The sequence below is a fragment of the Mycobacterium sp. SMC-4 genome, assembly GCF_025263265.1.
Taxonomy (GTDB): domain Bacteria; phylum Actinomycetota; class Actinomycetes; order Mycobacteriales; family Mycobacteriaceae; genus Mycobacterium.
The window spans coordinates 4297507-4313864 of sequence record NZ_CP079869.1 but is presented as its reverse complement, the minus strand read 5'-3'; the positions used below and the strand labels follow the sequence as shown (position 1 = coordinate 4313864).

Below are 16358 nucleotides of genomic sequence, written 5' to 3'. Positions count from 1 at the left end.
AAATCCGTCTACCAGGAGGAACACGAAAGTGGTTCAATGAAGCGCATCCGGCGCTGGTCCCATGCGCCAGATATACGCGTCAACTTCAGGTTGATTCGCGACCTTCGGCTCCGAAGTGCAAGAGGTGTGTGGTCTGTCGGCGGGCTGTAAACGGGGTGTGAGGAGGGCGGCTGGCGGTGGGTGCGGTGGTTGGCGAGTGGGGTGGGTGACGGTGGGTTGAGGGTGGCGACGGTGAAGCGGTCAGGAGGGCGGACGAAAAAAGTCGTGGGCGACGAATGTGGCTGTGGTGGTGGCCTGCTCGGCCCGAACACTTCTAAGGTCCTCAACCATGACGGCAGCGAGAACATCCAAGGCGGAGGCCCGGCGCCGGGCTGTGGAAGCGGCTCGGCGCGCCAACGAGGAGCTTGCGGCGCGGGAGAAGGCGAACCTCAAGGACGCGACGATCCTGCTTCACGCGATCGACAAACTCGACGCGATTGGCGAGTGGAAGAAGCAGCGGCGCGCGGAGCTGCGCGCGCAGGCCGACGCGCAGTTGGCGCGCGAAGAAGCTAAACGGGTAGGCGACGATCGCGAAGCGGCGGGCGCGGCCGTCGAACGGATGCGTGAGCGGGGTGAGACGCTGACGACGATCGCCACCAAACACGACCTCGGGATCGCAATCGTGCGCGTGATGGCACGGCATGCGCCGAAAGCGGCAAATCCGGTATCGCGGAACGGTTCGCAGGCACTAGGTCGGAATGTGTCCGGAACGGGGGAGGCGGCGGCGGACGGGGAGGTCGGCCCGGACGCGGGCGAACCGCCGGCCGGAGCGGCGCCAGCGTGACGGTTCGGCGGTGGCGCGGCGACGGAAGTCTCAAGGGTGCGCTACGTCCTGAACCCGACGACAGAAGGGCGCTCGGCGCGGCGTTGCGACGGCGCAGGGCAGCGCGCAAGTTGATGCCGTCGCGGGGACGCTGCCGCGGGGCCGCGATCCCGCACTCCCGCCGGCCTGCTGGGCGCACTGAGCGATGCGTCGCCGCAGCGCGGCTGCGGGGTCGCGGTCGTGTCGACGCGGACGCTGTCTGATGGGGCGTGCGGCGTGGTGCGGTGGCCGAATACGCGGGCCGCGGTGAACGTAGGTGCCGGCTGTTAGGTTCACCGGTCTTGAGGAGAGCGGCGAGGTTATCGTGGACCGGCTGGCGCACGCCTCGGAGATCGCGCGTTTCACCGCCATGTGGTGTGCGGGCCCACGGTGTCGGACTCGACATCTGGGACAGGTGCCATCGGTGCCGATGGCTAGGTGTTCTTCACGGGTAGGTTGTGAACGCGTAGGCGCTCGATTGGTGTCATTCCGCCGATGCCGGTGTGGGGTCGGTGGTGATTGTAGTGATGCAGCCAGTGCTGGTAGGTTCCGGCGCGTTCGGCCTCAGAGCGGTAGGTCTGCGCATAGGCCCATTCGGTGGTCAGGGTGCGGTTGAATCGCTCGACTTTGCCGTTGGTCTGTGGCCGGTAGGGCCGGGTCCTCTTGTGGGTGATGTCGGGGCCGAGCGCTTCAGCGAAATTCTTTGACCGGTAACAGGATCCATTGTCGGTCAACACTCGTTTGACGGTGATGCCGTGGTCGGCGAAGAACGCGTTGGCGCGTTTCCAGAATCCCGCGGCGGTTTCTTTGCGTTCGTCGGTGAGGTCCTCGGAGTAGGCCAGCCGGGAGTGGTCATCAACGGCGTGGTGCAAGAACGTGTATCCCATGCCGCAGCGGTTGCGCCGGCCGGCTTGGCGACCCAGCTTGCGATGGCCGCCCCCGTCGGGGATGCGGCCCAGTTTCTTGACGTCGACATGGACCAAGTCGCCGGGAGCCGGGTGCTCATAGCGGCGGGGTTTGGGCCGGCGTACCGGTAACCCGGTGTTTTGGTCCAGGTGCCGCAGCAATGGCATCCGGTAGCGGCGCAGCACCGCCTCAACGGTCGAGCGTGGCAGGTGCAGGTAAGCGGCGATGCGATGTGGGCCCCAGCGCCGGGTGAAGCGCAGGTTGACGATGCGCCGCTCACGTCGTTTCGGCAACCGCAACGGACTGCGATGCGGCCGGCTGGGCCGGTCTACCATCGCTGCTTCGCCACCGTCGCGATAACGGTCGGCCCATTTCTTGGCTGTGGCCACCGAACATTGGAACCGCTCAGCCGCGCGCCGCAAACTCCAGCCCTGATCAACAACCGCCTGCGCAAGCCGCAACCGCCCACGAGGAGTCAACGAAGCATTAGCGTGGACCATGAGGACCTCTCGGTAATCGGATGTGCGTGTTTGGTAACCACACCGATACCGGAGGTCCTCACCTACTTCCGCTCACCACGCCGTTCACAACCTGTCTGGGAGTTACAGCTAGGGCCGGTTTTATCTCAGGTCAGTCTTCGGTGAACGGCGACGCCGGCTTCGGGCTATGGGGTGACGATGTTGCACCAGAACGGGAAGGTGTCGAGTAGGCCAAGGAAATCGTTGAACGACGCTTCTTGGCCATCGATGGTGAGTTTGTTCTGCTTCTTGGCGTCGTCAAGGGTGATGTTGCCCAGCTGAATATCGTCCAGCGTGGCTTTAGCAGTGTCAGGCTGGCGTTGGCGTTCGGTACCGGCTCGGGAGCGTAGTGCAGCACCGCGTTCTCGACGGTGAGGCCGTACTCCTTGTTGAGGTTGGCGAACTTGACGTTCAGCGTGAACGGTAATCACGGCCCGGGTGGGCTTGTCCTTGCCGACGGCCAGGCGGGTGCGTTCGGCGAGATCGACGTTCAGTCGTGCAGTGCGTTCGTCGGTGACGTAGAAGTGCGGGGCCGTGACGTGGGTGACGAGCTCCGGGTGCTTCTCCACCGTCAGGTCTACCAGCGCGGCGTGCCGATTGATCCTCGGCAAGAGCATTGATGCCGTAGGGACGGCCGGTGCACAGCGGCAGCTTGTCGAGGCCGAAGCCCTCGTCGGCAAGCCGCTCAGCGGCGGGCTCCCAGTACACCCGCAGGCCCGCCTCCACGGCGGCTGCCGCCGCAGCGGCCTGGTGACGTGCAGCTTTGGTGTCCAGTGTGATGGCGTCGGTGCCAGCGTGCTCACGCGACAGGAAATCTTCGACCTGCTTGTGGTCGTTGGGTCCGAGCCGAAACTGAATGCCCATCGTGTGAAAACGTCCTCTCGACCTCGGGCGTTGTTTCATGACAGAATGCATGACACACACGCAGACAAAAGGAAGACAGGCAGACGATATGGGAGCTAACGCGCTCGCCTCGACCGTGTCGAGTGCGATCGAGCGCTTGGGATTGACCTACGAAGAGGTCGGCGACATCGTCGACGCGTCGGCGCGCTCGGTGGCGCGCTGGACCTCAGGACAGGTCGTTCCACAACGACTCAACAAACAACGACTCATCGAACTGGCCTACGTCGCCGACGCGCTGGCCGAAGTGCTTCCCCGAGACCAGGCCAACGTCTGGATGTTCTCCCCGAATCGATTACTGGCCCACGCCAAGCCCGCCGACCTGGTGCGTGACGGCGAGTACCAGCGCGTCTTGGCCCTCATCGACGCCATGGCCCAAGGGATCTTCGTGTGAGCGATGCGCTCGACGAGGACCTGGTGCAGCGCATTGACGCGCGCGGCACCAGCCGGTGGTCGGGCACGTGCGCTCGCTACACCGGCGCCCACCGTGACCCCTTGTCGGGGGAAGGGGCGCGCAGATTCGGTGGAAGGTGGAAACCCTGCCGGACTCTTCTCGGCGATCTATCTGGCCGACTCCACGCAAGCGTGCATGGTCGAAGTAGAACGCGCCGCGCAGGCGGCGTCGACGACCCCGGAGAAGATGCTCGAAGCTTCCTATCGACTGCACACCATCGAGGCCACCGACCTGGCCGTCCTGGATCTCATCACCTCTGACGCCCGCGAAGCGGTGGGGCTCGAGGACGACGACATCTATGGCGACGACTGGTCGGCGTGCCAAGCGGTGGGCCATGCCGCATGGTTCCTGCATGTGCAAGGCGTACTGGTGCCTGCCGCCGGGGGAATTGGCTTGGTCATCACCGCCTACGAACAACGGACCCGCCCCGGTCGGCTCCACGTCAGCCACAGCGAGGATCTGACACCTACCCGCTACGGAGAACTGCGGCACCCTTAACTAGGGGCGGCGGCCTGCTCCCCGCCCCAGGGGAGCGTCTTGCAGCTCGTTCTTGTTGGACGCTCGCTCGGCTGGGGAATGTTTGTTGTCCTGACCGTGCGAGGATGCCAAATTCACCGGATGCAATAAGCAGACTAATACCGGTAAACCTGCATATTCGATTCCCGCATATTGTCGCATCGACTCGATCGGGTCGTGGGGGACAAGTCAACCGCGCTATGGATATCAGTCGTTATCCACGATGAATGTCTCTATGACTCCGAATAGGGCTTTCAACCAGGAGGGCGCGTCGTGACGCTAGGGGAAGCGGTCGTGAGGCGGTAGCTGATAAGGGGCGATGAGTCGGTGGTGTCGATTGCGCCTTCTTCATACCCTTAGCGCTTGACGTCGCGTGGGTGACGAACAGCGGGACCGAAGGATGCCGCTGAGCCGACGCAGTTTCGGGCCATCAGTTCAGAGCGCGCCCTAGAAAATCCGGCTGGACAGCGGCTGCCTGGCCTCGTAACCTAACCGTGACCTACGTATCTAGTACGTACTTGCTACTTAGCCGAAGGTTTTCGCTCTTGTGACTTCATCTGTGCTGGCGGTCCTGCCGCGCGCGTTGGGCAGGCGGCTCGTCTGCATTTTGGTGGCTTTCGGCGTTGTTGCTGCGCTTTTGGCAACCGGTGTCCGCGCTGATCCGGCGGCTGATGCCCTTGCCGAACTGACTGAATTGTCGCGTCTGGCGGAGCAGACCACCGAGCAGATTCACACGGCGCAGATCGACCTTGACGAGAAGCTCGCAGCGCAGCAGGTTGCGGAGAAGGGGGCGGTTTCGGATCGCATGGCCGCGGATGCAGCGGCGGCCGATCTGGTGAGGTATCAGGCTGCAGTCGATAGGTTGGCCGCGGCTGCCTACATGGGTGGGCGCACGGATACCTTGGCGGCGGCGTTGACGGCGACGTCTCCTCAGAATTTGATCGATCAGCTGGCAGTCCAGAAGACGGTTGCGTCGGAGCTGGCTGTGCAGATGGCTGCGTTCCGGTCGGCCAGTGCGCGGGCCGCGGCAACTGCGGAGCGGTCTGCGAAGTCGGCAGCCCAAGCGCGGAGTGCGGCCGATGAGGCGGCGGCAGTGCGGACCGACCTGGAGGCCAAACAGCGTCGGATGGCGGAGCAGATTGCTGCTGTGCAGGCCCGCTACGACGCTTTGACGCCTGATCAGCGAGCGATTTTGGCTGACCCTGGCCCCGCGCCGCCTCCTTTGCCGTCGACTCCGCCGGTGAGCGATCCGAGCATCGTTGCTATGCCGGGCCCGGCGGGCGGTGGATCCTCGGGGAACGGTGTTGCGGTGGTCCAGGCGGCGCTGACACGGGTGGGGTCGCCTTATTCGTGGGGAGCCACCGGTCCGGATGCGTTCGACTGCTCTGGGCTGATTAAGTGGGCGTTTCTGCAGAACGGCAAGTCGTTGCCTCGGTCGAGTCAGGCGCTTGCGCAGGGCGGGCAGCCGGTGGCGCTTTCAGACGTTCAGCCCGGCGACATCGTGACCTTCTATGCTGACGTGTCTCACGCGGGGATTTACATCGGCGACGGGTTGATGGTGCATGCGTCGACGTACGGAACGCCGGTGAAAGTCGCGCCGATCTCGTCGGCGCCGATTCACAACGTGCGGCGGTACTAGGAGCTTCGCAGCGAGGCCGGTCCATTCCAGAGGAAATCCTGGCGGTTCGGTCCATTCGCCGATGTCGTCGATGGTGTGAGCGATGTGCAGGGTTGAGCAGGCAATCGTTCTGCGTACTCGAAACCCGTCTCGCACGGCTTCGACGGGGGTTTTGCGGTCGGGTGTCTATTCGACAGCGGTGAGGACGTTGACGGTCGCGCCGTTGTCGGTGGAGGTGTAGATGGCGGTATCAGTGGCGATGTAGACCTGACCGTTGCCGGCGGCGAGCAGGGCCTGGGGTTTGTTGTTGAGCGAGTGGCCCGGCTGCCAGGTCTGCCCGTCGTCGGCGCTGGTGTACAGCCGTCCTTCGAGGTCGGCGCCGAGCAGGGGACCGCGGTCGGGCCAGCTGATGAACAGCAGTGCCGGCGCACCGGTGACTGCGCTGAACGTCCTCGCCCCGTCGGTGCTTCGGAGCAGCCCTTGGCGTGCTGTCGCGAGAATCTCATCCGGGGCACCCGGTGATACTGCGAGGTCGACGGCGGCGGGCACTTCTGCGCGCTGCTGCCAGGACCGCTGATCAAAACTAACCATCACGGTGCCGGATTGGCTGTCGTGACCGTAGACCCGTCCGTGGCGGTATTTGAGCGCGTGGAAGTCGGCGCTACCGTGCAACGACAGAGGTTCCCAGGACTGGCCGGCGTCGCTGCTTTTGATCAGGCCGAGGTGCGGGGGCTGTTGACGATCGGCGGGGTCGGGGTGGCCGCTAGCCAGGAATTCGTCGGGGCCGGCGACGGTGAAGCCCATGAAGTCCTGCGAGAGCTCACCAACTCGTTGGGGCGCCTGATCTTGCTCAACGGTGTAGAGGCCGTAATGAGTTGCGACGTAGAGCTTGTCGTCAGATGGGTTGATGCCGAGGCCGTGGATGTGCACCATGCCCGGCACGACGGCGGGTGGCGGGCTTTCAGGGGCGTTCGACGAACAGGCCGCGGCCAGAGCCCCGGTCAGGGCGATGGCGAAAAGGTTGCGGATCAGCACACGGACACCTTCCGGTCACGAGATCTACGTAGTTCAATAGTAGGTGGGCGGTGCGTGAGGTGGCTGCGCCTCGGGTGGCGCGACCGCGAGTGACAGACCGGGGGAGTCGTCTTCATCAAATCTTCATCGGATCACGAACTGACCCATACTCGGCATGCTGAGGCTGGGGTGCGGCGGCGCAAGGGCTTGCCGTGTGGACGCATGGTGTCACGAAGATGTTCGAGGAAGGATGTGCGATGCAGCACAAGCGTTTTGGATTCGGGCTTGCGGCGCTTGCGGCGTCGGCCCTGTATATCAGCGGCTGTTCGAATGCAACGAACGAGTCTCAGTCATCGTCGTCGAGCACCACCTCGGCAGCAGCGTCGGCGTCGGCTTCGCCCAGTGCTGCGAGCAGTGACGCTGCCCATAACGATGCTGATGTGACGTTCGCTCAGGGCATGATCCCTCATCATCAGCAGGCGATCGAGATGAGCGACATGCTGCTCGGCAAGCAGGGAGTTGATCCTGAAGTAGTGTCACTCGCCAACGAGATCAAGAACGCTCAGGGTCCTGAGATCGAACAGATGCAGGGCTGGCTGCAGGACTGGGGAGTGTCCTCGTCGACAACGGCCCCCAGCACCGCCGCAATGCCCGGTCATGACATGCCTGGCCATCAAATGCCCAGCGGAGACATGGGTGATATGCCGGGTATGAGCGGCGGCGGTATGGGCATGATGTCGGAAGCCGATATGGCTGCACTGCAGAACGCGCAGGGCGCTGAGGCTAGCCGACTCTTTTTGACGCAGATGATCGAGCATCACAAGGGCGCGATCATGATGGCGCAGCAGGAAGTTGACAACGGCCAGTTCCCGGCGGCAGTCGAGATGGCGCGCAACATCGTGTCTTCTCAGCAAGCAGAGATCGACACGATGCAGGGAATGTTGGACAAGTAGCGCGGAGAGGGCACTAGTCAGGGACGCGTTGAGCAGCCGTCGCAGGGTGGTGTTCGCTGCGTATCGGGGTGATGGGCAGGGCGATGGTGAATGTTGCGCCGGCGCCGGGTCCAGCACTGGCTACCGAGATCGATCCGCCGTGCGCTTCGATGAGCGCTTTGGCGATGGCGAGCCCGATACCGGCGCCGCCATGCTCCCGGTCGCGGGCGGTGTCTGCCCGGTAGAACCGTTCGAACACTCGGGTGACGTGCTCAGCGGCTATCCCTTCTCCGGTGTCAGCGACAGCGATTTTTACCTGGTCGCCGTCACGAAGACAGTGAAGGTGTACCGACCCGCCGGGCGGTGTGTGCCGTAGCGCATTCTCCAGCAGGTTTCCCAACACTTGAGACAGTCGTTGTTCGTCGGCCCAAAGCGGCGGTAGCGGTTGCGGGAGGTGTACGTGCAGTCCGACCCCCTTGGCGTTATAGCGTTCTTGTGCTGCTGCGACGCACTGGCGGGTTAGGCGGTCCACGTCGAGGGAGGCGTAGGACATAGACACCGCACTTTCCTCGGCCTTCGCCAGCGCGGCGACGTCATCGGAGAATCGCACCAGCCGACGGGTTTGGTCGCGCAGCATGGCTGCTGTCTGGGGTGTCAAGGAGCGCACGCCGTCTTCGAGTGCCTCGATGTAGGCCTCGAGTACTGCCACGGGTGTGCGGATCTCGTGCGCGAGGTCTCCGAACAGTTGCTGTCGTGTCGAATCGACGGCTTGAAGCCGGGAGGCCATTTGGTTGAATGCGGTTGCGAGGGCGTCGAAGTCATCGCCGAGGCGCGGCGGTGACACGCGGATGTCGTAGTTCCCTTCAGCGACATCGGTGGCCGCGGCGGCGACTTCGGTGATGGACCGTTGGAGGCGTCGACTGACGTAGAAGCTGACCGCGAGGGCGGCCAGTGCTGACACCGCTAAAGCGCCTCCGATGGAGATCACCGTTGCGTAGCCGTAGGCCTCTTCGGCGTGGACTTCTTCCAGGGAGTCCATCGGGACACCGGCACGGTGGAGGTGTTCGCGGAACAGCGGTGGGCCGACCACGGCAGCGACCACCGCGGTCGTCGCCGCTCCGGCCGCCAGCACGATGGCTTGGGCCGCCAGGAGTCGCAGGCCGATACCGGGACGGCCCGGCCGTCGACGCCGGCGAGGGGTCGACGTGGGTGGGGGAGTCACTGTCCGGTTCCCATCCGGTATCCGACACCTCGAACCGTGGCGATGTAGCGGGGGCGTGCGGCGTCGTCGCCGAGTTTGCGTCGTAAGTGTCCGATGTGGACGTCGACGAGGTGTTCGTTGCCGACCCAGGGTTCGTCGCGGATTATTTCGAGAAGTTGTCGGCGGCTCAGCACGATTCCTGGCCGCGCGGACAGGGCTTCGAGAATGTCGAATTCGGTGCGGGTCAACAGGATTAGTTCGTCGTCGATATGTACCTCACGGGCGGCGACGTAGATGCTCAGTGCGCCGAAGCGGCGCGGCGGGGCTGTCTCTCGTTCGGCGGGTGCGGCGGCTGTTTGCAGGATGCGGGGTCGCCGCAGCATGGCGCGGATGCGCGCGACCAGCTCGCGGGGACTGAAGGGTTTGGTGATGTAGTCGTCGGCGCCGACGGTGAGGCCGAGCACGGTATCCAGTTCGGTGTCACGGGCGGTGAGCATGACGACGTAGGCGTCGGAGAAGGTCCGCAATTGCCGGCAGACCTCGAGTCCGTCGATGCCGGGTAGGCCGAGGTCAAGGATGACGACATCGGGATCCAGGTCGCGTGCGACGGCGATTGCGTCGACACCGTTGCCGGCGACGACGGCTTCGAACTGCTCGCGTTCGAGATAGCTGGCCACCACTTCGGCCAGGGGGAGTTCGTCGTCGACGACCAGCGCGCGGTATCCCTTCGCGCTCTCAGGCGCGCCCAGGTGGTGGTGCTGCATGTCCCATATGGTGCCTGCTGGTGCGCCCGTAACCAGGTATGGCTGACCGAGCGGCTCGATCTTCAGCAGATCTTCACACGACTCATACCGTTTTCCTCCTACGGTGGGGTGAGGCTCACTGCGGAGGAGGGCCTGACATGCGTTGGCTGATGGACGTGTGCCCGAACAGTCTCGGGTGGCAAGCGTGGCTGATCCTGTGTGCCGTGGTCGTGGCGCTGTGGGCGGCTGCGATCGCCGGCGCGACGGCGCTATTTAACGCCTCTCGCTGGCCGCGTCGTTCGGGGCGGCCTGACGTGCCCGAGGAGGCCGATTCGCAGCGGCCGCACCGCGGCGCACTGACCGGTCCACCTGCGCGGCATCGCGGCGACGTCAATATTCGATCAAGCGGGTGACGTAGGGCGTCATGCCGGAGGTGCGCACGGGCGAGATCTTGACGACCGACCCGGTGTAGGGGGCTTCGATCATCATGCCGTCGCCCAGATACATCGCTTCGTGCTGGCTGGCGTTGGGGCCGTAAAAGATGAGGTCACCGCGTCGCATCTGTGACGAGGGGATCTTGCGGCCTGCGTTGTATTGCGACCCGGAGTAGTGGTCGAGTTTGATGCCGACGCCGGCGAAGGCATACAGCATCAGGCCCGAACAGTCGAAACCCACGGTGTTGGCGCCCTGGTCGATGCCTCGTGACGGGCCGTTGGCGTTGCCGCCGCCCCAGGAGTAAGGCACGCCCAGTTGTGACATGGCGCGGCGAATCACGAATTCTGAGGCCTGGCGGCCGTAGAGGCGGGGGATGCGTCCGTTGGTGATGCCGGGATCTGCGGCGGCGGTGACTGGAGACAGAATGCCGAGTTTGGTGAGGAACTTGCGGCCCATGTCGGCCGTCAGCTGCGCCGAGGTCGCCATGATCTTGAGGACGGCATTGATGATGGCCACCGGGTCGCCGGCCACGTTAGCGCTGGGCACCATCGGCAGCGTGGTGTCCCACAGGCCCCCCTTGGTGGCGCCCCCCGGCGACGTGGTGCCGCGGTCCCAGGGAGCGCCGGATGCCGGAACAGTGCCGGGTTGCGCGGCACTGGGCGCGGCGGCTGTCGCCGCCACCGGTCGGGCGGCTTCCAGTCGAGCTTGAGCGGAGTCGCGTTCGGTAGCGAGCCGTTCGACCTCGCGTTGCTGTGCGGTAAACGTCTGCTGGGCGTCCCGGAGTGCGGCTACCGCGTCGTCTTGCCGGCGTTGGGCGTCCGCGGCGGCGCTCTCGGCGCGCGCCCGCGCGGCCGTCGCAGCAGAAAGCTTGTTGGCCTGATCGGTCTGCCGACGCAGGAGGTCGTCGCGGACCCGCTGAAAGCTGATGGTGAGGGTCTGCTGGGTCGAGGCCCCGGCCAGGATCTCCTCGGGACTTTTTGCCAGCGGCAACGCACCCGACGGCCCGTTCATATAGGTCGACGCGGCGAAGCGGTCAAAGCGCTGTTGTGCGGCCTCGATCGCGTGTTGGCTGTCGGTAAGGGCTTGGTCGCTGGCAACAACGTCGCGTCGGGCCTGCGCGAGGGTGTCGCGAGCGGCCGCGATTTCGACCAGGGCACGGTTGACGCCCTCTTGCTTGATCTGGATGTCGCTACCGACGTCGGCCATCCGCTGGTTCGCTTCGGCGACCGCCGCAACCAATGAGGGAACGTCGTCGCGGTCGGGGCTGCCGTCATGCCCGGCAACAGCGGTGCCCGGGGCGCTGATCACCAGTGCCGGCATTAATGCGAAGAGACTCAGAAAAGAAGTGAGGCGCCGCATCGAATCTCCTCAGCTGGGGTGAGCGTTGTCGAGCCGCGCACCTAAGCCGAAAGGCACCCGCGGCACTCCTACTACCGAGCTAAGTACGTAGCACAATAGTACGTAGACGGAACGTACATCACTTTGGTATCAGGAGGAACGTCTGTCACAGTCTCAGGTCGGTTACAACTGTGCGCCACGGGCGCTAGGTTCACGCGCCGCGGCCGGTAGTGCAGATGCTGGCCCTATGCGGTCCAGGTGAGGCGTATCGCGGCTTTTCCCAGCTCGGCGGCTACATTGGGGACTGAAGAGCTCGGGGCGCGAGGAGGCCAGCTCGTCGCGGAGAGCGGGAGGCGCAAATGGAACAGCGAGGATTCGGCGACCTCGAAGCGGTGGTCATGGATTGCGTGTGGGATTACGCCGAGCCTGTCACGGTGCGTGAGGTTTTCGACGAGATCTCTCAACGGCGCCAGATCGCTTACACCACCGTGATGTCGACGATGGACAACCTGTACCGCAAGCGCTGGTTGCAACGTCAGCGCGATGGGAAAGCGTACGTGTATCAGGCGTCCATGAGCCGCGAGGAGCGTTCCGCGCGTTTGATGAAGGCCGCGTTCGACGCCGGCGGGGATACCGATGCGGTGCTGGCCTTCTTTGTTGAGCAGATGAACGCCGAGCAGTCCGCTCAATTGAAGGCGGCTCTGCGCAAGGGTCGTCGGTGATGACCGCCGCGCTGTGGCTGCTCCTCTACGGCAGCGCGCTGGCCTGGTGGGCGCCACCGGTCCTGAGGCGGATGACCCGTCACGGCATCAGCCCCCATATGGGAGTGGCAGCCTGGCTGGCCACCGTCGCCGCGACGCTGACGGCGTGGCTCGTCGCGCTGATCATGGTCATCGGCGCAACGACGGACAGTATTCGTACGGGCGCGGTCGTGACGCTGTGCCTGGAGCTGTTTGGCTTCTCCGAGCACACCCCCATGGCCGGACGAATCGGTTCTGTTGTTCTCATCGCGGTAGGAACCCTGACGTCAGGGTTCGTCGTAATGCGGATCGGTCGCTGCTTGTCGCGGCTGCGGGCGCGAAGTCACGAGCACGCGCGTGCCGCGCGGATCGTCGGCCGACCCACCGACCATCCCAATGTGGTGGTCGTGGAGGCCGACCGGCCTGCTGCCTACTGCGTGGTCGGACGCCCGAACGCCATCATCGTCACCTCCGCGGCGATGAAGTCGTTGAACCGATCACAGCTCAAAGCGGTTCTGGCGCATGAAAACGCGCACATCTCCGGGCGCCACCACCACATCCTCATGGCGCTCCGCGCTTTGGGGGGCACACTGCCGCGGCTTCCGCTTTTCGCGACGGCCCCTCATCGTGTGGGTGAACTGCTGGAGATGTGCGCTGACGACACCGCCGTGCGCCGCGTCGGCACGCATCCGCTGTTGGCTGGATTATCTGCTCTGGCCGGAGAACACCCGCCTGCACGGGAAGGCCTCGCCGCGGCGGGAACAGCGGTCATCGCGCGAGCGCAGCGCCTGCTCACCCCCACACGCCGGCACGTGCGATGGCGCCACCGCATCTGCCTGGCAGCCGCGATCACCGCCATGCTCGCCACACCCGCCCTCATCCAGGTGCTCTGCCACCACTAGCGCCTCAACGCCCGCCGCACGTTCCGCAGGTGGAGCCAATGCACGTAGGCCGCCAGCAAAGGAAACACCGCTTGGCGCGCGGGCCGATAGAGAGCAAATTATCTACGTAGTAAAACCGTAGATGATCTGCGGTACAAGCAGCGCAACGATCTGTTGTATCTCCTTCGCGGAACCTCCAAAAGGGCGTTTTCGCAAGGGCATCGGGCGAAGTCGATCGTGCGACGGAACGGCCGGATGGCTCGGCGCAACGGCGGTCGCTGTCTGATCACAACCCGGCATCGGCTAGGGGGCCGAGCCTGAAATCGCCGATCCGCTGCTACAGTCGGCAACATCGTGAAGTACTTCGACGCGAACTCTGGGCAACGCCGCCGCGCCATCGTCGCGGCGTTGATCGCGTTCTGGACCGTCATCGTCGGAGCCGAGTGGGCACTGCCCGGCGTGAATGCGGCACCTACGCACGGACCGCACACCCTGGCCGCCAGTGCGGTCGGCGCGCCGATGTCTGTCGAGCTCGACCACCCCCACCTCTCCCAACCCGACGCCGAGTGCACGCCCGACACCCTGGCCGAAGCGATCCTGCCGCGGGGAACGGTCTCCCTGATCGCGCTCGCGTTGGGCCTCGTCGTGGCTGTACTTCCGCTGCTGTGGTGCCAGGCGGCGAAGGCGCCTATCCGCGGTCCACCACGGAACGCCCGCGCCCTGCGCACCGGCCGCGACGTGCTCGCCCACCTGTGTATCGCGCGCCGCTGATCGGCTAGCGTCAGGCCCCGTCGTCTTCGACGGTGGCCGGTGACCGCTACCTGCCGTCAGTCGCCGTGCTTCGTCGCGGCCTCACAGAAGCGACATTCATCGATGAATCCTGCCCTGCCAATCCGCCATGCACGCACTTCCCACACCCGATCGGCACAGCCACAACGCGGCCGCAACGAGCGGCCGGCCACCATGGTCGGCCAGACCCCTGTCTTGAGAATCGGCGCACCGTTCACGTCAGAAGAGCGGGGCTTTTGGGCCAAACTCGAAGGCTTCAACCCGGGAGGAATGAAAGACCGACCCGCGCTACACATGGTCGAACGCGCCCGCTCCCGCGGGGCACTTACCCCCGGCGCCCGCATCGTTGAATCCACCAGCGGGACGCTGGGATTGGGTCTCGCACTAGCCGGAACGGTCTACGGGCACCCCGTCACCTTGGTCACCGACCCCGGGATGGAGCCGATCATTCAGAATATGCTCGCCGCATTCGGCGCCGACATCGAATTGGTCACTGAACCGCACCCACAGGGAGGCTGGCAGCAGGCTCGCCGTGACCGCGTGCAGAAGATCTTGGCCACCGACCCGCGCGCGTGGCATCCCGATCAATACAGCAACCCCGATAACGTCGAGGCCTACCGCGGGCTCGCGTTGGAACTGAACGAACAACTCGGCGCCGTTGATGTCCTGGTGTGCTCGGTGGGCACCGGAGGCCACTCGGCCGGCGTCGCACGCGTCCTCCGAGAATTTAACCCGCAGCTGCGGCTGATCGGCGTCGACACGGTGGGCTCGACGATCTTCGGCCAGCCCGCGGCTTCTCGGCTCATGCGAGGCCTGGGCTCGAGCATCTATCCCGGCAACGTCGACTACCAAGCGTTCAACGAAGTGCATTGGGTTGCCCCCGCGGAGTCGGTGTGGGCATGCCGCACCCTGGCGGCCACCCACTACGCCAGTGGCGGCTGGAGCGTCGGTGCGGTCGCCCTAGTTGCAGGCTGGGTCGCACGCAATAGCCCTGCCGGAGCCACTGTCGCAGCGATCTTCCCGGACGGCCCGCAACGCTACTTCGACACCATCTACAACGACGACTACTGCCGCGCCCACGGCCTGCTCGACGCAGCGCCCCCGAGGCATCCCGCCACCATTGAGGACCCGATGACCCAGACAGTCACGGCGTGGACGCGATGCACCACCGTTGTCGACCCCACCGAGGTGCAGTCACGATGACCCTGCTGTCAGCCTTCCGCAGCTTTGGTTGGCCCAGCCGGATGCTGATGATCAACCAATTCGGCATCAACCTGGGCTTTTACATGCTCATGCCTTACCTGGCCGGCTACCTCGCCGGCCCGTTGGGGCTGGCCGCGTGGGCCATCGGCCTGGTGCTGGGTGTACGTAACTTCTCCCAGCAAGGCATGTTTCTCATCGGCGGCACTCTGGCAGACCGGCTGGGCTACAAACCGCTCATCGTCTGCGGATGTGTCCTCCGGACAGCAGGATTCGGCCTGCTCGTCTTCGCTGAATCGCTACCGGCGGTTCTGATCGCCTCGGCAGCAACCGGCTTCGCCGGCGCCCTGTTCAATCCTGCGGTGCGCGCCTATCTGGCGGCCGACGCGGGCCCACGGCGCGTGGAAGCCTTCGCGGTATTCAACGTGTTCTATCAGGCGGGCATTCTGGCCGGACCCCTTGTCGGGCTGGCCTTGATGTTCGTCGATTTCCGAATGACAGCTGCCGCCGCAGCGGTGGTGTTCGCTGCGCTGACCGTGGCCCAACTCTTCGCATTGCCCCACCGCGCCGCGGGGACACCTGACGAGAAAACATCGGTGCTGCAGGACTGGCGAACAGTCGCGGCCAACCGCTCCTTTCTGCTCTTCGCCGCGGCCATGATCGGGTCGTATGTCTTGTCATTCCAGGTCTATCTGGCATTGCCGCTTCAGGCGCGAGACCTGTTTCCGCGCAACGATTCCGTTGTCACCGCCATGATCTTCCTGGTCTCGGGTCTGGTTGCCGTCCTCGGCCAGATGCGGATCACACGATGGTTCGCCCACCGCTGGGGCGCCGGCCGCTCCCTGGTGATCGGCATGCTGATCCTCGCGGCGTCGTTTTTGCCGCTGATCGTGCTGCCCGATGACACCAGGGCAGGCAGAGTCGCCGCCGCGACCGCGCTACTCGTCGCCACGGCGGTGCTGGCGGTCGGGTCGGCGGCCGTCTTCCCGTTCGAGATGGACACCGTCGTCTCATTGGCCAACAACCGTCTCATCGGAACGCACTACGGCTTCTACAACACCATCGTCGGAGTCGGCATTCTTGTCGGCAATCTGGCCACCGGCTCGCTGATGCAGGCCGCCCGAGATCTCGGACAACCCTGGCTGCTGTGGGTTCTGCTGTCGGCAATCGGGCTGGCCTCCGCCGCGGCCTTGTTCCGGCTGGACCGACGGGGCCGACTTCAACCCGAACAGCTGACATCCTCCGCGCAAACCCCCCGCTGAACACCCAACGACGCGAACATGCCCGACACCCCATATCGCCATCTACGTAGTAGCTACGTAGATGGCGATA

The 16358-nt window shown here is 64.9% G+C and carries 15 protein-coding genes and 1 pseudogene; 10 read left to right on the top strand and 6 right to left on the bottom strand.

Annotation, left to right across the window (positions count from 1 at the left end; all coding sequences use genetic code 11):
• The first annotated feature begins 328 nt into the window (after positions 1 to 328).
• Positions 329 to 823, top strand: a complete 495-nt coding sequence (locus KXD98_RS20470) for a hypothetical protein (RefSeq protein ID WP_011856867.1) — start codon at positions 329 to 331, stop codon at positions 821 to 823.
• Between the two features lie 452 nt (positions 824 to 1275).
• Here the strand turns inward: KXD98_RS20470 and KXD98_RS20465 are convergent, their stop codons facing one another.
• Positions 1276 to 2247 carry an IS481 family transposase gene (locus tag KXD98_RS20465; RefSeq protein ID WP_043988055.1) on the bottom strand — a complete coding sequence of 324 codons (972 nt, stop codon included), beginning with the start codon at positions 2245 to 2247 and terminating at the stop codon, positions 1276 to 1278.
• 164 nt (positions 2248 to 2411) lie between these two features.
• The gene (locus tag KXD98_RS20460) at positions 2412 to 2882 is read right to left on the bottom strand and encodes an alkyl sulfatase C-terminal domain-containing protein (RefSeq protein ID WP_260760107.1); all 471 of its coding nucleotides are present in this window, start codon (positions 2880 to 2882) and stop codon (positions 2412 to 2414) included.
• Positions 2883 to 3217: 335 nt separating this feature from the next.
• Between KXD98_RS20460 and KXD98_RS20455 the strand changes: the two genes are divergently transcribed.
• The 3 genes and pseudogenes from KXD98_RS20455 (at position 3218) to ripC (ending at position 5774) form a co-directional block, all read left to right on the top strand.
• Positions 3218 to 3559, top strand: coding sequence for an antitoxin Xre/MbcA/ParS toxin-binding domain-containing protein (locus KXD98_RS20455; protein ID WP_163678469.1), 342 nt, complete (start codon positions 3218 to 3220; stop codon positions 3557 to 3559).
• Positions 3556 to 4117 (top strand): annotated as a pseudogene (locus KXD98_RS20450) (RES family NAD+ phosphorylase). Before KXD98_RS20455 ends, KXD98_RS20450 begins: the two are co-directional and overlap by 4 nt.
• A 565-nt stretch (positions 4118 to 4682) precedes the next feature.
• On the top strand, positions 4683 to 5774 hold the full coding sequence (gene ripC / locus KXD98_RS20445; RefSeq protein WP_220098461.1) for a peptidoglycan hydrolase RipC: 1092 nt from the start codon (positions 4683 to 4685) through the stop codon (positions 5772 to 5774).
• Between the two features lie 165 nt (positions 5775 to 5939).
• On the opposite strand, the gene KXD98_RS20440 is transcribed toward ripC, so the two are convergent.
• Entirely contained in the window at positions 5940 to 6788 is an 849-nt protein-coding gene (locus tag KXD98_RS20440) for a F510_1955 family glycosylhydrolase (protein ID WP_046361665.1), read from the bottom strand.
• A 236-nt stretch (positions 6789 to 7024) separates the two neighbouring features.
• Here KXD98_RS20440 and KXD98_RS20435 point away from each other — a divergent pair, with 236 nt between their 5' ends.
• Positions 7025 to 7720, top strand: a complete 696-nt coding sequence (locus tag KXD98_RS20435; RefSeq protein WP_114733526.1) for a DUF305 domain-containing protein — start codon at positions 7025 to 7027, stop codon at positions 7718 to 7720.
• Positions 7721 to 7733: 13 nt separating this feature from the next.
• Here KXD98_RS20435 and KXD98_RS20430 read toward each other — a convergent pair whose 3' ends face one another.
• From KXD98_RS20430 to ripA, 3 genes are all read right to left on the bottom strand, one after another.
• On the bottom strand, positions 7734 to 8921 hold the full coding sequence (locus KXD98_RS20430) for a cell wall metabolism sensor histidine kinase WalK (RefSeq protein WP_260760104.1): 1188 nt from the start codon (positions 8919 to 8921) through the stop codon (positions 7734 to 7736).
• The gene (locus tag KXD98_RS20425; RefSeq protein WP_260760103.1) at positions 8918 to 9664 is read right to left on the bottom strand and encodes a response regulator transcription factor; all 747 of its coding nucleotides are present in this window, start codon (positions 9662 to 9664) and stop codon (positions 8918 to 8920) included. Before KXD98_RS20425 ends, KXD98_RS20430 begins: the two co-directional genes overlap by 4 nt.
• Positions 9665 to 10033: 369 nt before the next feature.
• On the bottom strand, positions 10034 to 11437 hold the full coding sequence (ripA, locus tag KXD98_RS20420; protein ID WP_396881729.1) for an NlpC/P60 family peptidoglycan endopeptidase RipA: 1404 nt from the start codon (positions 11435 to 11437) through the stop codon (positions 10034 to 10036).
• A gap of 338 nt (positions 11438 to 11775) precedes the next feature.
• Here ripA and KXD98_RS20415 point away from each other — a divergent pair, with 338 nt between their 5' ends.
• From KXD98_RS20415 to KXD98_RS20395, 5 genes are all read left to right on the top strand, one after another.
• Positions 11776 to 12138 carry a BlaI/MecI/CopY family transcriptional regulator gene (locus KXD98_RS20415; protein ID WP_024444607.1) on the top strand — a complete coding sequence of 121 codons (363 nt, stop codon included), beginning with the start codon at positions 11776 to 11778 and terminating at the stop codon, positions 12136 to 12138.
• Positions 12138 to 13058: a M56 family metallopeptidase gene (locus tag KXD98_RS20410; protein WP_073683292.1), complete on the top strand. Its 921-nt coding sequence runs from the start codon at positions 12138 to 12140 to the stop codon at positions 13056 to 13058. Before KXD98_RS20415 ends, KXD98_RS20410 begins: the two co-directional genes overlap by 1 nt.
• Before the next feature lie 333 nt (positions 13059 to 13391).
• On the top strand, positions 13392 to 13808 hold the full coding sequence (locus KXD98_RS20405; RefSeq protein ID WP_073683291.1) for a hypothetical protein: 417 nt from the start codon (positions 13392 to 13394) through the stop codon (positions 13806 to 13808).
• A gap of 102 nt (positions 13809 to 13910) precedes the next feature.
• Complete coding sequence (locus KXD98_RS20400; protein WP_073683290.1) at positions 13911 to 15029, top strand: PLP-dependent cysteine synthase family protein; 1119 nt, start codon at positions 13911 to 13913, stop codon at positions 15027 to 15029.
• Complete coding sequence (locus tag KXD98_RS20395) at positions 15026 to 16288, top strand: MFS transporter (RefSeq protein ID WP_260760102.1); 1263 nt, start codon at positions 15026 to 15028, stop codon at positions 16286 to 16288. The genes KXD98_RS20400 and KXD98_RS20395 overlap by 4 nt, the downstream gene beginning before the upstream one ends.
• Positions 16289 to 16358: the final 70 nt, after the last annotated feature.